This window comes from Flagellimonas lutimaris, assembly GCF_003581615.1.
Taxonomy (GTDB): Bacteria; Bacteroidota; Bacteroidia; order Flavobacteriales; family Flavobacteriaceae; genus Flagellimonas; species Flagellimonas lutimaris.
The window spans coordinates 50022-63980 of sequence record NZ_QXFH01000064.1; the positions used below are offsets into that span (position 1 = coordinate 50022).

Consider the following 13959-nt stretch of genomic DNA (forward strand, 5'->3'; position numbering starts at 1 on the left):
ATCTGGAATTCAAGTAACCATAAATCAGATGAAAATCTTAACTCAAACCAATTTAATCGTGTTGCTTTTGATAATTTTTTTACTAAAACTATGATAAAGGTTTGCAGGTATGGTTGTCCACTTGCCCACAAATTCTATCTTTATAAGGTAAGACCAATAGTTGAACAAAAGGTAGGGAGACATTTTAATGATTAAAGTTAAAGTAGACGCTCAAGACACCGCTGAATCGGTTGAGCAAATAAAAAATGTAATTGGAGGCGAAATTGAGGAGCGATGGGGGCAGTATACGTTGAATGTTTCCAATGACAAAGCGAATGGCAGTATTCGTTTTATCACCTTTGATTGGGGGGTAAGTTTATTGGAACTTGACATTACTTTTTTTGATGAAGTTTTGATCCAGGTGGACACTTCTGACTTTAACCCCATTAGTTTTTATTATTGTTTGGAGGGCTATTGCGGGCATAAGTTTGGGTATCAGCCCAAAGACGATATCAAGATCATGGAACAATTCCAGTCTGTTATTTTAACAAATCGTGATGGAGGTATTACGGATAGGTACTTTCCAAAGGACGTGAAAATTAGCCAAACGGTGATACAAGTGCGCAGAAAGCCCTTTTTGCGCAAAAGATTGAATCAGGGAGAGGAACTCAACAAACAGTTGTACAAAGTATTCTTGGATACCGACCACGAAAAGGTGTTTGCATATTACGGTTCTTACAACTTAAAAATTGCCGAGGTGATGACTTCCATTAAAAAAATCAAGGCGAAGGGAATGGTCCGTATTATGATGATAGAGGGTTATGTGTATCAAATACTCTCCATGCACATGATGCAGCACAACAAGGAGGTGATGAACAAACGGCCCCAAACCAGTTTGTTGAAAAGGGAGTTGAAAAAGATTCGCAGCTATGCGAAAAAAATAGAGAAAAACATTGCCAAGGATTTTTCTTTGGAAGAGATTTCGACAGAAACCGGACTTACCCAGGCAAAGCTTCAAGAAGGGTTTAAATTGTTGTACAATAAAACGGTGACCGAGTACATTAGGAATGCCAGACTGGAACTGGCACGCGATTATATTGCAACCACAGAAATGAATATCTCCGAAGTAGTCTATTCCATCGGGTTTACCAGTAGAAGCTACTTTTCCAAAATCTTTAAGGAAAAATTTGGCTTAAGCCCCAGTGAATTCAAAAACAGCAAAAAAAGTGCTCAAGTGGTGGGTTAGGGATTATAATTACCTTACATCCCGACAGGTTTGCCACAAAGGGGCGTGCAGAACCGTTCTAGCTTACATATGCCTTGGTACACATGCGTAACCTCCACACAGAGCGAAGGGTCCGGGGCATCTATCCTAAAGTAGCCATATTTTTCTTTATCCACACACAGTCTACCACGGTCCAAGGGGCGGGGCAGGGAGAGCATTTCCAAGTTATGGAACTCCGCTGCTGTATCGGGAATGCGGAATTGAAAGGAAAAACGAAACACCATATTATCCACCACCGTTATTTCGGCTACATTGCTGCAAGGCATTTTTGAAGGACAATGCGGCACTGCCGCCGCTCTACTTGGTTAAGGAACTGCCTGTTTTGGTGGTTTCGGATTTCAAGGGTGGCAAAGGTGATCTGCAACGAAGCGATGGAGGTTTGGTGAAGAATGTCTTTAACTGATTGTATGGGGCTAGGATTTGGGTTTTTTAACATTGGAATAGGTTAAGAAGGGATATAAAGATATGATGGTTTTTTGAGTTAACCCTATATATAGGGGAGATTTATTTCTATATATAGTGCAACTTGAGACATGCGAAATAAATTAAGCCTCGAAGAGAAGTTGTTTATACGAGATTTTGGAATGAATCTGAGAGCTTTACGTGAAGAGCGGAATTTGTCGCAGACCAAACTGGAGGCCATCGCCGGATTATCCAAAAATCAAGTGTGGCGTATTGAAAATGGCGAGGTAAACACTACAATATCCAATTTGAAATTACTAGCCAAAGCACTTGAAATTAGTGTGGAGGAGCTTTTTAATTTTAAATAATAAATCACCCCGATCATCGGTTTTATACCTATTTTGGGTGTATATAGATGTATTTTACATCCATATAAACAAGTTGTGGGTAATGGAAAAAGATACTAGTGCCTAATAAAGAACAGATTATGAAATACTTTTTTACTCTATTAATTCTTCTTTTGGTTAATCTCACTTATGGACAGGCAACAAGTCAAACGGACACTCTGCCTTCAGGTGAATTGATGCTTAAACAAGAAGTCGTGATAAATACCTCTATTGAGAAAGTTTGGAATGCCTATACAACTCCTGAAGGATGGAAAGGATGGGTGACTCCAATTGTAGAAATGGACTTTAGAATTAATGGAACTATTAAATCACATTACGATTCAACAGCTTCTATTGGCGACAAGGGAACAATTGTAAATCACATACTAAATTATATTCCTTATGAATTAATCACAATGCAGGCAGAGTTAAATGAGAACTTTCCGGAATTTATGATAGGTGAAGAAAAGAATTTATATAGTATCGTTGACTTTCATAAGTTGAGTGAAAACCAGACAAAATTAACCATTTATGGAATTGGCTATAAAAATGAACAACAATGGATTGATTTGCTCAAATTCTTTATTCAAGGAAATGAAATGTCTCTAAATAAACTGAAGAATTATTTAGAGTAATCTTGACTAATAAAATATTGATATAGCAGAATAATAAGGCAGGATAAATAAACCACTACCCACAACATGCGGTCATATTCAATGCCGCTAACCCTGCTTATAATAAAGTAAATATTTGAAAAGTAAAACCAAATAACCTAATTTAGAATACCCGTACAGCGGCACTGTATATGCCGCTGACCGTTGAGCCCGAGTAAGTTCAAAAACAGTAAAAAGACGTTGAGGTAGTAGGCTAATTTCGAATAAGAAGAAGAAAATAAAAACAAAAAACCCACAAACAAAGTTTGCGGGTTTTTTTGTGGTACCTCCAGGAATCGAACCAGGGACACACGGATTTTCAGTCCGTTGCTCTACCAACTGAGCTAAGGTACCAAGCTTTATTAAGCGGGTGCAAATATAATTTCAAAATTAGGATATACAAACAAAAACCCGAAAAAAAGGTTTTGATTTTTTTCAATTACCGATCTTTGTAATATGAATCTGGTGATCGACATAGGGAATACACGGATCAAATATGCTGTTTTTGAGAACGGAAGGATAATCCACGACCATAGTTTTGAATCTGGATTGTTTCTATCCAAAATAAAGGAGTTGTTCGAGAAATACCCACAAATCAACAATGCCATATTATCTTCGGTAGGTAAATTGGACAGAAAAGAAAGGGATGTGGTCGCCCTTTTTTGCAAAGTACATGTGCTTACGAACAATTCAAAAGTCCCTTTCAAAAATAGTTACGCTACCCCCCAGACCTTGGGCGTGGATAGGTTGGCTTTGGCTGCAGCGGCCTATCACCATAATCCAAGAGGCAATACTTTGGTAATTGATGCAGGTACTTGTATCACCTATGAGATGGTAAATAATTTTGGTGAGTACATAGGTGGGGCAATTTCACCAGGAGTTAAGATGAGATACAATGCCATGCACAACCAAACGGCCGGTTTACCTTTGCTCAATCCAACTGAGCTTTTAGATTTTATTGGTAACTCAACAGAATCGTGTATCCACAGTGGTGTAATTAATGGTGTAACACAGGAAGTGGACGGGGTAATCGACCAATATCAATCTCGTTTTCAAGATTTAACAGTTATTTTAACAGGCGGGGACTCCCATTTTTTTGCCAAAAGGCTAAAAAACACCATATTTGCGAACTCCAAATTTCTCTTGGAGGGGCTAAATTGCCTACTGGAATACAACACAAACTGAATGATTAAAAAAATTCTGATCGTTTTTTTCTGCGTGACCGCCCATGGTCTGTTCGCACAAAACGGAACTATTTCGCCATATTCTTATTTTGGAATTGGCGACCACAGGAACAACGGGTCGGTGGATAACCAAATGATGGGCGGTATAAGTATGTATGGAGATAGTATCCATATCAATTTGTCCAATCCTGCAGCCTACTCCAAACTTAGATTAACGGCGTATTCTGCGGGAATTTCCCATAAGCAATATAGACTTAAGGATTGGAACGAAGAACAAAACATTTCGGTGACCAACTTGGATTATCTTTCCATTGGTTTTCCATTGGCAAAAAACGCTGGTTTTGGTTTTGGTTTAATGCCCTACTCATCCGTTGGTTACAGTTTAAATTCCAATTCCACTAATGGACAAGGGGCAGAGGTCACCAATTTTTTTAATGGTGAAGGGGGACTGAATAGATTGTATGCATCCATTGGTTTTGAACCCATAAAGAATCTTAGTCTGGGAGTTACGGCCAATTTCAACTTTGGAACTTTGGAGTATGAAAGAATTCAAAGTGTTGAAGGAGTGCAGTTCGGAACTTTGGACAATCGTGAATCTAAAATAAATGGGTACGATTTTAACTATGCCCTGAACTATAATCCCACTATTAAAGATAAATATACCCTCTACGCATCTGTATTGGTGAATACTCAAGGTAACTTAGTTTCAAAAAATACACAGACCCTAGGTTCCTTTTCCCTATCAAGTGGGAACAACGTGGAGGTTGTAGATGTTGATTTGGACGCTTCCAACTTGAGGGACACCGAGTTAAAGGTGCCTACCAGAACAACGTTAGGTCTTGGCTTCGGGGAGAACAAAAAGTGGTTTTTGGGGGCAGAGTACAGTTTTCAGCAATTAAGCGATTTTGACAATAGGTTCCTTGGTTTAGAAAATGTGGACTATACGGATGCCAATACCTACGCTTTTGGAGGATACTGGGTGCCCGATTATCGTTCACTTTCGGGGTATTATAAAAGAATTACTTATCGAGCTGGATTACGTTATGATGTAAGTGGATTGGTAGTGAACGATAAAGAAATAAATAACTTTGGCATAACTTTTGGATTGGGATTACCGTTGGGAACATCTTTCTCCAATCTTAACCTAGGATTTGAATTGGGAAAACGTGGAACAACCGATGCAAACCTGATAGAGGAAAATTATTTCAAAGTCAATATAGGCTTATCATTAAATGATAGATGGTTTCAGCAGCGAAAAATAAATTGATAGCCCTTTTTTTTGAAAAATTGATAAATAACCACCCATAGAAGGTCCGGCAAGAGGATTTTTTAATGAAAATTTGTACTTTAACAGCTTTAAAATTAGTAAGATGAAAAAGAGACACTACTTAACAATGATAATGGTCACGATGTTGGCGGGATTAAGTATGGCACAAGCGCAGAACCCCGAGTGTATGACCAATCTGTCTATTTATGCAGAACACGTAAAGGTGAAAAATTATGATGCAGCTTACGAACCATGGAAAATGGTCTATGAAAGTTGCCCAGATATCAACAAGGCAAATTTCTCCTACGGGGAAAGAATTTTGAAAGCCAAGGTTGAAAGCTCAACTGGAGCTGAAAAAGACGGTTATATTCAAGATTTATTGACGTTGTATGATAACAGCTTAAAATATTTCCCTACCAAGTATAGTAAAGCTGGTGTTGCCATAGATAAAGCATTATTGATGTACGAGAACAAAATGGCTTCCGATGAGGAACTGTTCAGTATGTTGGACAAGGCTTTTAAGGAAGACCAAGCCAATTTTAAAAACCCTAGAGCTTTGTACTTGTACTTCTCAAGCTTGGTAGATTTGCACGGAGCCGGTAAGCAGGACCTTCAAGCTGTATTTACCACATACGATGATGTTACAGGTAAAATTGAAGAGGAAAACAAGAAGTTGACCGGTGTGGTAACTAAACTTCTTCCAAAAGACTCTTTAGGTACATTGACATCCAAAGAAAAAAGAATGCTAAGGGTTGCTACGGTAAACTCCGAATCTTACGGTAAAGTTGCCAGTAGTGTGGACTCCAAATTGGGTGCACTTGCAGATTGCGATAACCTTATTCCATTATATGAAAAGAGCTTTGAGGAAAAGAAAGGTGATGTAAAGTGGGTTAAGCGTGCAGTGGGAAGAATGTTCTCCAAAGAATGTACGGACGATCCAATGTTTAGAAAATTGTTCGAAGCTCAATTGTCTCTGGATCCATCCGCAGATGCATATATGTACGGAGGTGTATTGAAGCAAAAATCTGGAGACATGAATGGTGCTCTTGCTGACTTTAACAAGGCAGTAGAGTTGGAAACAGATTCTTACAAGAAGTCTGACATCCTTTATAAAATTGCAACTACAGTAAGAAGAAGCAGCAAGTCCCAAGCAAGAAGCTATGCACTTAAGGCCATTGATGCAAACCCAGCTAATGGTAAAGCATATTTGTTGATTGCCAACCTTTATGCGACTAGCGCCAATGCTTGTGGTAGCACTCCATTCGAAAAGAGAGCAATTTATTGGAAAGCTGCCGATATGGCAAGAAAAGCTGGAAGGGTTGATCCTGCCTTGAGTGGCCGTGCCAGTCAAACAGCAGCCAGCTACAATGCCAAAGCCCCATCAAAAGAGATGATTTTCAGTTCAGGAAAAGCTGGTCAATCTATTTCTTTTAGCTGTTGGGTAGGAGGTAGTGTTAAAGTGCCTAACCTATAGTGTGAAGCAAACATCAAAAAATATTTTAAAGAGCTTTGCCACGGTTTTTACCGTGGCAATCCTTTTTATATCCTGTGGTGACGATTACGAAAGAGTGGGTGAAGAAGCCGTAAAACCACTGTTTCCGCAAGGTGTTGCCCAAAACTTCACGTTGACCTATACAGAGACTGTTGAAGCAATGAGCACTCAGGATTCGGCAACATCCAGGGTAATCGCGGTTCTCACCAGTCCATTATCTGAAGACTTTGACAATCAAATATTTAAATTCCGTACCTTCCCAAAAGGGCTTCAGGTTGATTTTTATGATGAAAAAAACCAAAAAAGTGTAATTGTTGCCGATTACGGTATTGTGTATTCACAGACCAATTTGATAGATTTGCAAGGGAATGTGGTTGTAGAGACCCATGATGGAAAAAAATTGGAGACAGACCAGTTATATTTTGATAGAAAGAACAATTGGATTTTTACCGAAGCATCTTTTACATACACAAACCCTGAAGATGGAACCGTAATGGATGGCGAGGGAATGGATTTTAATAAGGATTTTAGTTTTTTTAAGGCCCACAAGACTTATGGCCTAATGACGATTAAAGAAGAACAGGATGATTAAGATTTTAAGATATACAGAATACCTATACTTGGCCGTAGCGGCCATTTCCATTTATAAGATCGCCACACTTTGGAGCATAAACCCAAAGGACACCTACATTTTTATCTTCTTCGCAGTAGTGTCTATTGCCATGTTCGTTTTTAGGAGAAGATATCGGAAACGTTTTGAACAGCGAAAAAAGGATAATCAACAATAGCATTGGACTACTCCCTCATCATTATAGTTCTTTCCTTGCTGTTTTCAGCATTTTTTTCGGGAATGGAGATTGCCTTCGTTTCCGCCAATAGGATTCATATAGAAATCGAGAAAAAACAAGAAGGTTTTTTGGCCAAGGTACTCACCTTGCTCACAGATAGACCTTCAAAGTTTATTGCCACCATGCTTATTGGCAATAACATCGCCTTGGTAATTTATGGTCTGTTTATGGGTGATGTGCTCATGGACTGGTTTCAGGGGCTCTTACCAACTAATTCTCAGTTTATAAATGCCTTGTTGACGGATTTCAGCATGCTTTCCCAAACCGTAATTTCAACTTTGGTGATTCTATTGACAGCTGAATTTTTGCCAAAGGTATTTTTTCAGATATATTCCAATACGCTTTTAAAGATTTTTGCCGTACCCGCATATTTCTTTTATCTACTCTTCTCACTTATATCCTGGTTTGTAATCAAAGTCTCTGATTTTATTTTGAGGGTTTTCTTTAAAACCGATGGAGACGAGGTCCAATTATCCTTTACCAAATTGGAGCTTGGTGATTATATCACGGAACAAATGGAAACGGTAGAGGAAGAGGACGATTTGGATTCTGAAATTCAGATATTTCAGAACGCACTGGAATTTTCTGCGGTAAAAGCCAGGGAAGTGATGGTTCCACGAACAGAGATTACTGCTGTGGAATTAAACGAGACCCCAAAGAACTTGACGAAATTATTTACAGAAACCGGCTATTCCAAAATCTTGGTTTTCAAGGAAAGTATCGATGAGATCATAGGGTATGTCCACTCGTACGAATTGTTCAAGAAACCCAAGACAATAAAAAGTATTTTGCTTCCGGTAGAGTTTGTGCCCGAGACCATGCTCATTCAAGATATTTTGAATGTACTGACCAAAAAGCGTAAAAGTATGTCCGTTGTTTTGGATGAATATGGGGGTACATCTGGTATTTTAACCGTTGAGGACATTATAGAGGAACTTTTTGGGGAAATTGAGGATGAGCATGATTCGACCGATTTGCACGAAGAGCAAATAAGTGAAAATGAATATAAGTTTTCGGCCCGTATGGAGGTTGATTACATTAATGAAAACTATAAACTGGAGCTTCCAGAAGGGGAAGAGTATGAAACCTTAGGAGGATTGATTGTAAACCAGACAGGGGAAATTCCGGAACAAGATTCAGAAGTGACCGTGAACAATTTTACCTTTAAAATTTTGGAGGTGTCCAACACCAAAATAGATTTGGTAAGTGTGAGCGTTCATACTGAAGATTAATAATTTCCGCCCCTTTTTTAGCTTTCCTATTTGAAAAGAAAGTGGTATTTTCGCCCACTGAATTTAAAGAAAACAAGCAATAAAATGGCAATATTAGAGAATATTAGAAAACGAACAACAGTTCTAATTCTAATAATTGGTTTGGCGTTGTTCGCATTTGTAATATCGGGAGTGTTCAGCAGTAATAATTTTTCTGGTGGAAAAGTAGGCTCCTCGGTTGCTGAGGTAAATGGAGAGAATATTCCCATCGAAGAATTTAGGGCTCAGGTAGAAACAGCCTCCAGAAGATATGGCCCCACTGTTACTTCTACACAGTTGGTGAACATGGTGTACGACCAAGAGGTTAGAACAACCATTTTAAACCAACAGTTCGAGGATTTGGGGATAGATGTGGAAAGCGATCAGATTATTGATTTTGTAAGAACATCAGGATATGCACAGATTCCTGATTTTCAAGATGAGAACGGAATATTCAACGAAGAAGTCTTTAAAAGTGCCATTGCTGATTGGAGAGCAAACGATCCTTTGCGTTACGATGCTTGGTTGCAGGATGAAAAATCCATAATTCAAGCTGCTAAGGAACGTATGTACTTCAACCTGGTAAAAGGTGGTGTTACCACAACCCTTACAGAAGGTGAACTTGATTATGATATGTCCAACGATAAAGTGGACATGCAGTACGTTCGTATCCCTTACACTTCAATTCCGGACAGTACCATTGAAGTTTCCAAAAGTGATATCCAATCTTACATAAACAACCACAAAGCCAAGTTCAAACAAGAAAAGGCTCGTGACATACGGTTTGTTTACTTTGAGGAAAAACCATCTGCTGAAGATGATAGTAATGTAAAAGAAGAAATTACTGCTCTTTTGGATGATACTGTTGAGTATTCAGAGACAAAAGACGCAAACGATACCATTCTTGGTTTTAGAAATACCAACGATATGGCGGCATTTCTGGATAGGTACTCCGATTCTAAATTCGATACCATATATAAGGCAAAAAGAGATCTTCCTTCTGTTGCAGCCGATACGCTTATGGCTATGGAGGTTGGTGAAATTTATGGGCCTTACAAGGATGGGGATTCCTATAAAGTGTCCAAGATTATGGACAGAAAAGCAAATGGAACCGTAAAAGCAAGTCACATTTTAATAACTTGGGAGGGAGCAGAAAGAGCTAACCCAGCTATTACAAGAACTAAAGAAGAAGCAGAAGCAGAGGCTAATAGATTATTGGCAGAAGCTAAAAAAGAAGATGTTGTATTCACTGTCTTGGCGAGGGAAAATTCTGATGGACCCTCTGCACCTCGTGGAGGAGATTTGGGATATTTCCAAGAAGGTGTAATGGCCGATGAGTTCAACGATTTCTGTTTCGGAAACCCAACTGGAACAGTTGGTTTGGTGGAGACCCAGTTCGGATACCACGTAATCAAAGTAGATGATAAGCAAGATGTGATTCAAGTGGCCACACTGGACAGAGAAGTGGAGCCATCGGAAGAAACAATAAATACGTTGTTTACCGATGCCACAAAATATGAAATGGCTGTTTTGGATGCAGAGCCAGAAAACTTTGGTGACATTGCAAAAGAAAGCAACTATACGGTAAGACCTGTTAACAAAATCAAGGAAATGGAAGAAAATCTTCCTGGCCTTGGTTCTCAACGTAGCGTTGTACAATGGGCATTTAACGATGATACCAGTGTTGGTGACATTAGGCGCTTTAGTGTAAATAATGGTTATGCAGTGGTGCAGTTGACCAAGAAGTATAAAAAAGGACTTATGGCTCCTGAAAATGCTTCTGCAACTGCTTTGCCTGCAATTCGAAAAGAACTTAAGGCAAAACAGATTATAGCTGCCAATCAGGGGAAAGCTTTGGACGCCATTGCATCGGATAATAATGTAAGTGTTAGCACTGCCTCTGCGGTAACTTTGTCCTCTCCGACCATACCAGGAGCAGGCAGAGAGCCATTGGTGGTGGGAACAGCCTTTACTTTGGACAAGGATGGGACCTCCGATTTGATTGAAGGAAACACAGGTGTTTATATGCTTAAAGTAACCAACAAAACAGAAGCAGCCGATATTGATAACTATAGTACCTATGCACAAAACTTGCAGACCAGTGCCTCTGCCAGGGTAAATGGAGCAGTTTATAATGCATTGAAAGATAAAGCTGAGATAGAGGATAATAGAGCTATATTCTATTAGATATAGTAATAGAAATGATAAAAAAAGCATCCTAAAAGGATGCTTTTTTTATTGAAGCAAGTAGAAATTATTTGCTTTCGGATTCATCCCATTTCATTTTATAGCAGATATCCATAATTTTTCCTTTTGAGTCGACGGAGATTTCAAAACCCTGTTTTGACCTGAAATAGGCATCTCTAAGAAAGTACCATTTGCCATTTTTAAAAAAGAATTCCCTTTTGTGCGGTTTCCATTCTGCAATAGGATAGATATAATCCAAAAAGGGTTTGAAACTGCGGAGCGGTCTATTGGTCCAATACAAAGCCCTCTCGGATATAACTCCTTAGTTCTGGGAAGTTTGTATTGCTTTTAATGCGTTCAAACCGTTTTACTTGTTGTCCATTGTCAATCACAATAAATTCATTCACAATTTTTTCCTTTTCATCATATATGTTTTTTGTTTCTTGGATTATGTGGAACACTTCATATTTAAGTGTACTCGTGACCGATGTAGAAGTGATTTTGTTGTAACTGATTTCAAGACTTTCATTCATAAAGTTGTCGAGTCTACTATTTACCTCTATATCTATTTGACAGAATGCGGAAGAAGTGGTTAGAAAAAATATTCCCACAAAGGATTTACCCACTATGTTTTTATGGATTCGGACCATTTTTCAAAATAGTTTGATGAATAGATCCCAAACGTAGAGTAAATGTACCCTAGGTATTGGGCTGATTTGACGAATGCCCTGTTTCAGTTTACGGATATGGTATTTTAAATATTGGTATATACTTCAGAAAAGCCTAAAGCACCATCTTGGAATAGGGAATAATCGTTTGGTACCCCTTGGATTTAAAATAAGATATAGTTTTGTCATCACCTGTGGCCAATACAAAATCACCTCCCCAAGCACCAAGGCTTTTTATCATCCCAAAATAGTCTGGAAAAAGTTGTTGCTTGATGGGTTTTAAATGCAATGCTTCCGAGAGCAAAGCTTCATGCTCCTCCATTAATACCTCAAAACCGGATAAGGTGGATGCATCTATCATTTTTTGAGTAATACTGGAAATACTTTTTACAAGTTCGGACTTGTCAAACGGTTGCTCTCTGTAGTTGGCAATGGCTTCTTTGCTACTTTGCTTTTGGTTGAGATGTACAAAAAACAGTGAGTTCTTAAAATTGGGAACAAAATTAATTTCCTCAACATTGGGCTCGCCGTCTTTGAGTTGATATGTTATGGGTGAGTTATGTTGTGCACAGGCAATATCGTAACCACTTCCGCCAAAAGCGTTCCATAAAAGTTGATAGGCATCTACTCGCGCCCACTGGGCCAAATTGTTAATAAGGGTTGATGATGTGCCCAACCCCCAGACTTTTGGAAAAGTTAAATGTGTTTCTATCTGGAAGCCATCACTATCGGTCAATAATAATGGATTTTGGGTATTGGCCTCTAAAAGTAGTGTGACCAAGGTTTTGGCCACTGTTTCGTCAGTTGTCGAAACCACATTTAAGTTGGCCAGGTCAAATTTTGCGGAGAACCAAATATTTTTGTTTTCATCAAAACTGGACCATTCCAAAAAACCAGATGAGGTCGGAGTTACATGGAGCGATTGCCCATAGCTAGTGGGAATGGCTAGTCCCAATGCTCCATCCAAAATAGCGTACTCGCCTGAAAGTAATAACTTGCCATTGCTGTAAAACTCCTTTTCCATTATTCTGATTTAATTTTTTCCAACGCTTCTTTTACCGAGGCATTGGTTACGGTTTGGTCCTTAAAATAGGTAACTAGTTGCTGTTTTTCGGTTTCGGTGGCTCCCATTTGGTTGAGCATGTTCAACAAGTGCATCTTCATGTGGCCTTTTTGAATGCCCGTTGTAACAAGACTACGGACTGCTGCAAAATTCTGGGCCAATCCAGCTACTGCAACAATCTGCATCAATTCTTTTGCTGTTGGATTTTGAAGAATTTCCAAAGCAAGTTTCACTAAAGGATGCAAGGAAGTCAATCCTCCTACGGTGCCCAAGGCCAGAGGGACCTCAATCCAAAACTTGAAAATACCATCTTCGATTTTGGCATGCGTCAAACTGGAATATTGCCCTTCTTTCGCCGCATATGCATGTACACCAGCCTCAACTGCCCTAAAATCATTCCCGGTGGCGAGGACCACGGCATCAATGCCGTTCATAATGCCCTTGTTGTGGGTAACGGCTCGGTACGGTTCAACTTTGGCAATGTTTACGGCCTGTATAAACTTTTCTGCAAACTTTTCAGGGGGCATATCCGCATTGCCCAAGTCTGAAACAGAGCAACTAACTTCCGCTTTTACCAAACAATTGGGAACGTAGTTGGATAAAATGCTCATCACTATCTCGATGTTTTTCTCCTCATCGGTAAAAGGATCAAAAGAAAGCGCTTGCTCTTTTAAAGTCTTGGCGAATTGCTCTAAACAGGAATTGACAAAATTGGCTCCCATGGCATCCAGTGTCTCAAAAGTGCAATGGAGCTGATGGTAACCTTCAATTTTACCGCTTAAATCCCTTAACTCGATATTATTGATGCCTCCCCCACGTTTTTCCATGTTTTGGGTAATGGAAGCAACACTTTTAAGCAACTCAGGTTTTACAAAATTGAAGAAACCAGATAGTTTTTCTTTATCACCTTTATAAATAAAGTGAACCTGCCCTACTTTTTCGGTACCAAGAATTTCTGTTTTAAAACCACCACGCTCCAACCAAAATTTGGCAGCTTTGCTAGCCGCAGCGACCACCGAGCTTTCCTCTATGGCCATGGGAATGGCCAAATAGTCCCCATTGATCAAAAAATTGGGTGCAATGGCAAAGGGCAGATAGTAATTGGATATGGTGTTCTCTATAAACTCATCGTGCAATTTTTGCACTTTAGGGTTAGCATTCCAATACTGTTCCAATAACCTTTTGGTATTTTTTGGGTCCTTGGTGCAATTAGTGGCTATCCAATCTATTTTTTCAGTTTTGGAGAGTTTGGAAAATCCTTGAACGGGAGTCTTCATAAAGCTGGGTTAAAGCTT

At 39.2% G+C, this 13959-nt stretch carries 15 protein-coding genes and 1 tRNA gene; 10 read left to right on the top strand and 6 right to left on the bottom strand.

Annotation, left to right across the window (positions count from 1 at the left end; translation table 11 throughout):
• The first annotated feature begins 187 nt into the window (after positions 1-187).
• Positions 188-1225: a helix-turn-helix domain-containing protein gene (locus D2V08_RS02550; protein WP_119606547.1), complete on the top strand. Its 1038-nt coding sequence runs from the start codon at positions 188-190 to the stop codon at positions 1223-1225.
• A 14-nt stretch (positions 1226-1239) separates the two neighbouring features.
• Here the strand turns inward: D2V08_RS02550 and D2V08_RS02555 are convergent, their stop codons facing one another.
• Positions 1240-1530, bottom strand: a complete 291-nt coding sequence (locus D2V08_RS02555) for a hypothetical protein (RefSeq protein ID WP_119606548.1) — start codon at positions 1528-1530, stop codon at positions 1240-1242.
• A gap of 267 nt (positions 1531-1797) precedes the next feature.
• On the opposite strand from D2V08_RS02555, the gene D2V08_RS02560 reads away from it, so the two are divergent.
• Together D2V08_RS02560 and D2V08_RS02565 are read left to right on the top strand one after the other, a co-directional pair.
• Entirely contained in the window at positions 1798-2034 is a 237-nt protein-coding gene (locus D2V08_RS02560; RefSeq protein ID WP_119606549.1) for a helix-turn-helix domain-containing protein, read from the top strand.
• A gap of 119 nt (positions 2035-2153) precedes the next feature.
• The gene (locus D2V08_RS02565; RefSeq protein ID WP_147374053.1) at positions 2154-2687 is read left to right on the top strand and encodes an SRPBCC family protein; all 534 of its coding nucleotides are present in this window, start codon (positions 2154-2156) and stop codon (positions 2685-2687) included.
• Positions 2688-2986: 299 nt separating this feature from the next.
• On the opposite strand, the gene D2V08_RS02570 is transcribed toward D2V08_RS02565, so the two are convergent.
• A tRNA-Phe gene (locus D2V08_RS02570) sits at positions 2987-3059 on the bottom strand.
• A 102-nt stretch (positions 3060-3161) separates the two neighbouring features.
• Between D2V08_RS02570 and D2V08_RS02575 the strand changes: the two genes are divergently transcribed.
• From D2V08_RS02575 to D2V08_RS02605, 7 genes are all read left to right on the top strand, one after another.
• Positions 3162-3890: a type III pantothenate kinase gene (locus tag D2V08_RS02575; protein ID WP_119606551.1), complete on the top strand. Its 729-nt coding sequence runs from the start codon at positions 3162-3164 to the stop codon at positions 3888-3890.
• Complete coding sequence (gene bamG / locus D2V08_RS02580; protein WP_119606552.1) at positions 3891-5156, top strand: BamG family beta-barrel-assembly machinery protein; 1266 nt, start codon at positions 3891-3893, stop codon at positions 5154-5156. It abuts the gene before it with no gap.
• Between the two features lie 103 nt (positions 5157-5259).
• Positions 5260-6630 carry a tetratricopeptide repeat protein gene (locus tag D2V08_RS02585; protein WP_119606553.1) on the top strand — a complete coding sequence of 457 codons (1371 nt, stop codon included), beginning with the start codon at positions 5260-5262 and terminating at the stop codon, positions 6628-6630.
• Between the two features lies 1 nt (position 6631).
• Positions 6632-7240, top strand: a complete 609-nt coding sequence (lptC, locus tag D2V08_RS02590) for an LPS export ABC transporter periplasmic protein LptC (protein WP_119606554.1) — start codon at positions 6632-6634, stop codon at positions 7238-7240.
• Positions 7233-7436, top strand: a complete 204-nt coding sequence (locus tag D2V08_RS02595; RefSeq protein ID WP_119606555.1) for a hypothetical protein — start codon at positions 7233-7235, stop codon at positions 7434-7436. The genes lptC and D2V08_RS02595 overlap by 8 nt, the downstream gene beginning before the upstream one ends.
• Before the next feature lie 62 nt (positions 7437-7498).
• Positions 7499-8728, top strand: coding sequence for a hemolysin family protein (locus D2V08_RS02600; RefSeq protein ID WP_500683413.1), 1230 nt, complete (start codon positions 7499-7501; stop codon positions 8726-8728).
• Between the two features lie 84 nt (positions 8729-8812).
• Positions 8813-10933: a peptidylprolyl isomerase gene (locus tag D2V08_RS02605; protein ID WP_119606557.1), complete on the top strand. Its 2121-nt coding sequence runs from the start codon at positions 8813-8815 to the stop codon at positions 10931-10933.
• Positions 10934-11000: 67 nt separating this feature from the next.
• Here the strand turns inward: D2V08_RS02605 and D2V08_RS02610 are convergent, their stop codons facing one another.
• The 4 genes from D2V08_RS02610 to D2V08_RS02625 form a co-directional block, all read right to left on the bottom strand.
• Positions 11001-11192 carry a hypothetical protein gene (locus D2V08_RS02610; protein ID WP_119606558.1) on the bottom strand — a complete coding sequence of 64 codons (192 nt, stop codon included), beginning with the start codon at positions 11190-11192 and terminating at the stop codon, positions 11001-11003.
• 25 nt (positions 11193-11217) lie between these two features.
• On the bottom strand, positions 11218-11583 hold the full coding sequence (locus tag D2V08_RS02615; RefSeq protein ID WP_119606559.1) for a hypothetical protein: 366 nt from the start codon (positions 11581-11583) through the stop codon (positions 11218-11220).
• Positions 11584-11716: 133 nt separating this feature from the next.
• Positions 11717-12625, bottom strand: coding sequence for a GYDIA family GHMP kinase (locus D2V08_RS02620; protein WP_119606560.1), 909 nt, complete (start codon positions 12623-12625; stop codon positions 11717-11719).
• Complete coding sequence (locus tag D2V08_RS02625) at positions 12625-13941, bottom strand: hydroxymethylglutaryl-CoA reductase, degradative (protein WP_119606561.1); 1317 nt, start codon at positions 13939-13941, stop codon at positions 12625-12627. Before D2V08_RS02625 ends, D2V08_RS02620 begins: the two co-directional genes overlap by 1 nt.
• Positions 13942-13959 lie beyond the last annotated feature (18 nt).

Excerpts from the sequence above, each read along its gene's own strand:
- D2V08_RS02615 (WP_119606559.1), bottom strand. The coding sequence starts at position 11,583 with ATGGTCCGAATCCATAAAAACATAGTGGGTAAATCCTTTGTGGGAATA.
- D2V08_RS02550 (WP_119606547.1), top strand. The coding sequence starts at position 188 with ATGATTAAAGTTAAAGTAGACGCTCAAGACACCGCTGAATCGGTTGAG.
- D2V08_RS02560 (WP_119606549.1), top strand. The coding sequence starts at position 1,798 with ATGCGAAATAAATTAAGCCTCGAAGAGAAGTTGTTTATACGAGATTTT.
- D2V08_RS02620 (WP_119606560.1), bottom strand. The coding sequence starts at position 12,625 with ATGGAAAAGGAGTTTTACAGCAATGGCAAGTTATTACTTTCAGGCGAG.
- D2V08_RS02575 (WP_119606551.1), top strand. The coding sequence starts at position 3,162 with ATGAATCTGGTGATCGACATAGGGAATACACGGATCAAATATGCTGTT.
- bamG (WP_119606552.1), top strand. The coding sequence starts at position 3,891 with ATGATTAAAAAAATTCTGATCGTTTTTTTCTGCGTGACCGCCCATGGT.
- D2V08_RS02600 (WP_500683413.1), top strand. The coding sequence starts at position 7,499 with ATGGAGATTGCCTTCGTTTCCGCCAATAGGATTCATATAGAAATCGAG.
- D2V08_RS02605 (WP_119606557.1), top strand. The coding sequence starts at position 8,813 with ATGGCAATATTAGAGAATATTAGAAAACGAACAACAGTTCTAATTCTA.
- D2V08_RS02585 (WP_119606553.1), top strand. The coding sequence starts at position 5,260 with ATGAAAAAGAGACACTACTTAACAATGATAATGGTCACGATGTTGGCG.
- D2V08_RS02565 (WP_147374053.1), top strand. The coding sequence starts at position 2,154 with ATGAAATACTTTTTTACTCTATTAATTCTTCTTTTGGTTAATCTCACT.
- D2V08_RS02625 (WP_119606561.1), bottom strand. The coding sequence starts at position 13,941 with ATGAAGACTCCCGTTCAAGGATTTTCCAAACTCTCCAAAACTGAAAAA.
- D2V08_RS02595 (WP_119606555.1), top strand. The coding sequence starts at position 7,233 with ATGATTAAGATTTTAAGATATACAGAATACCTATACTTGGCCGTAGCG.
- D2V08_RS02555 (WP_119606548.1), bottom strand. The coding sequence starts at position 1,530 with ATGCCTTGCAGCAATGTAGCCGAAATAACGGTGGTGGATAATATGGTG.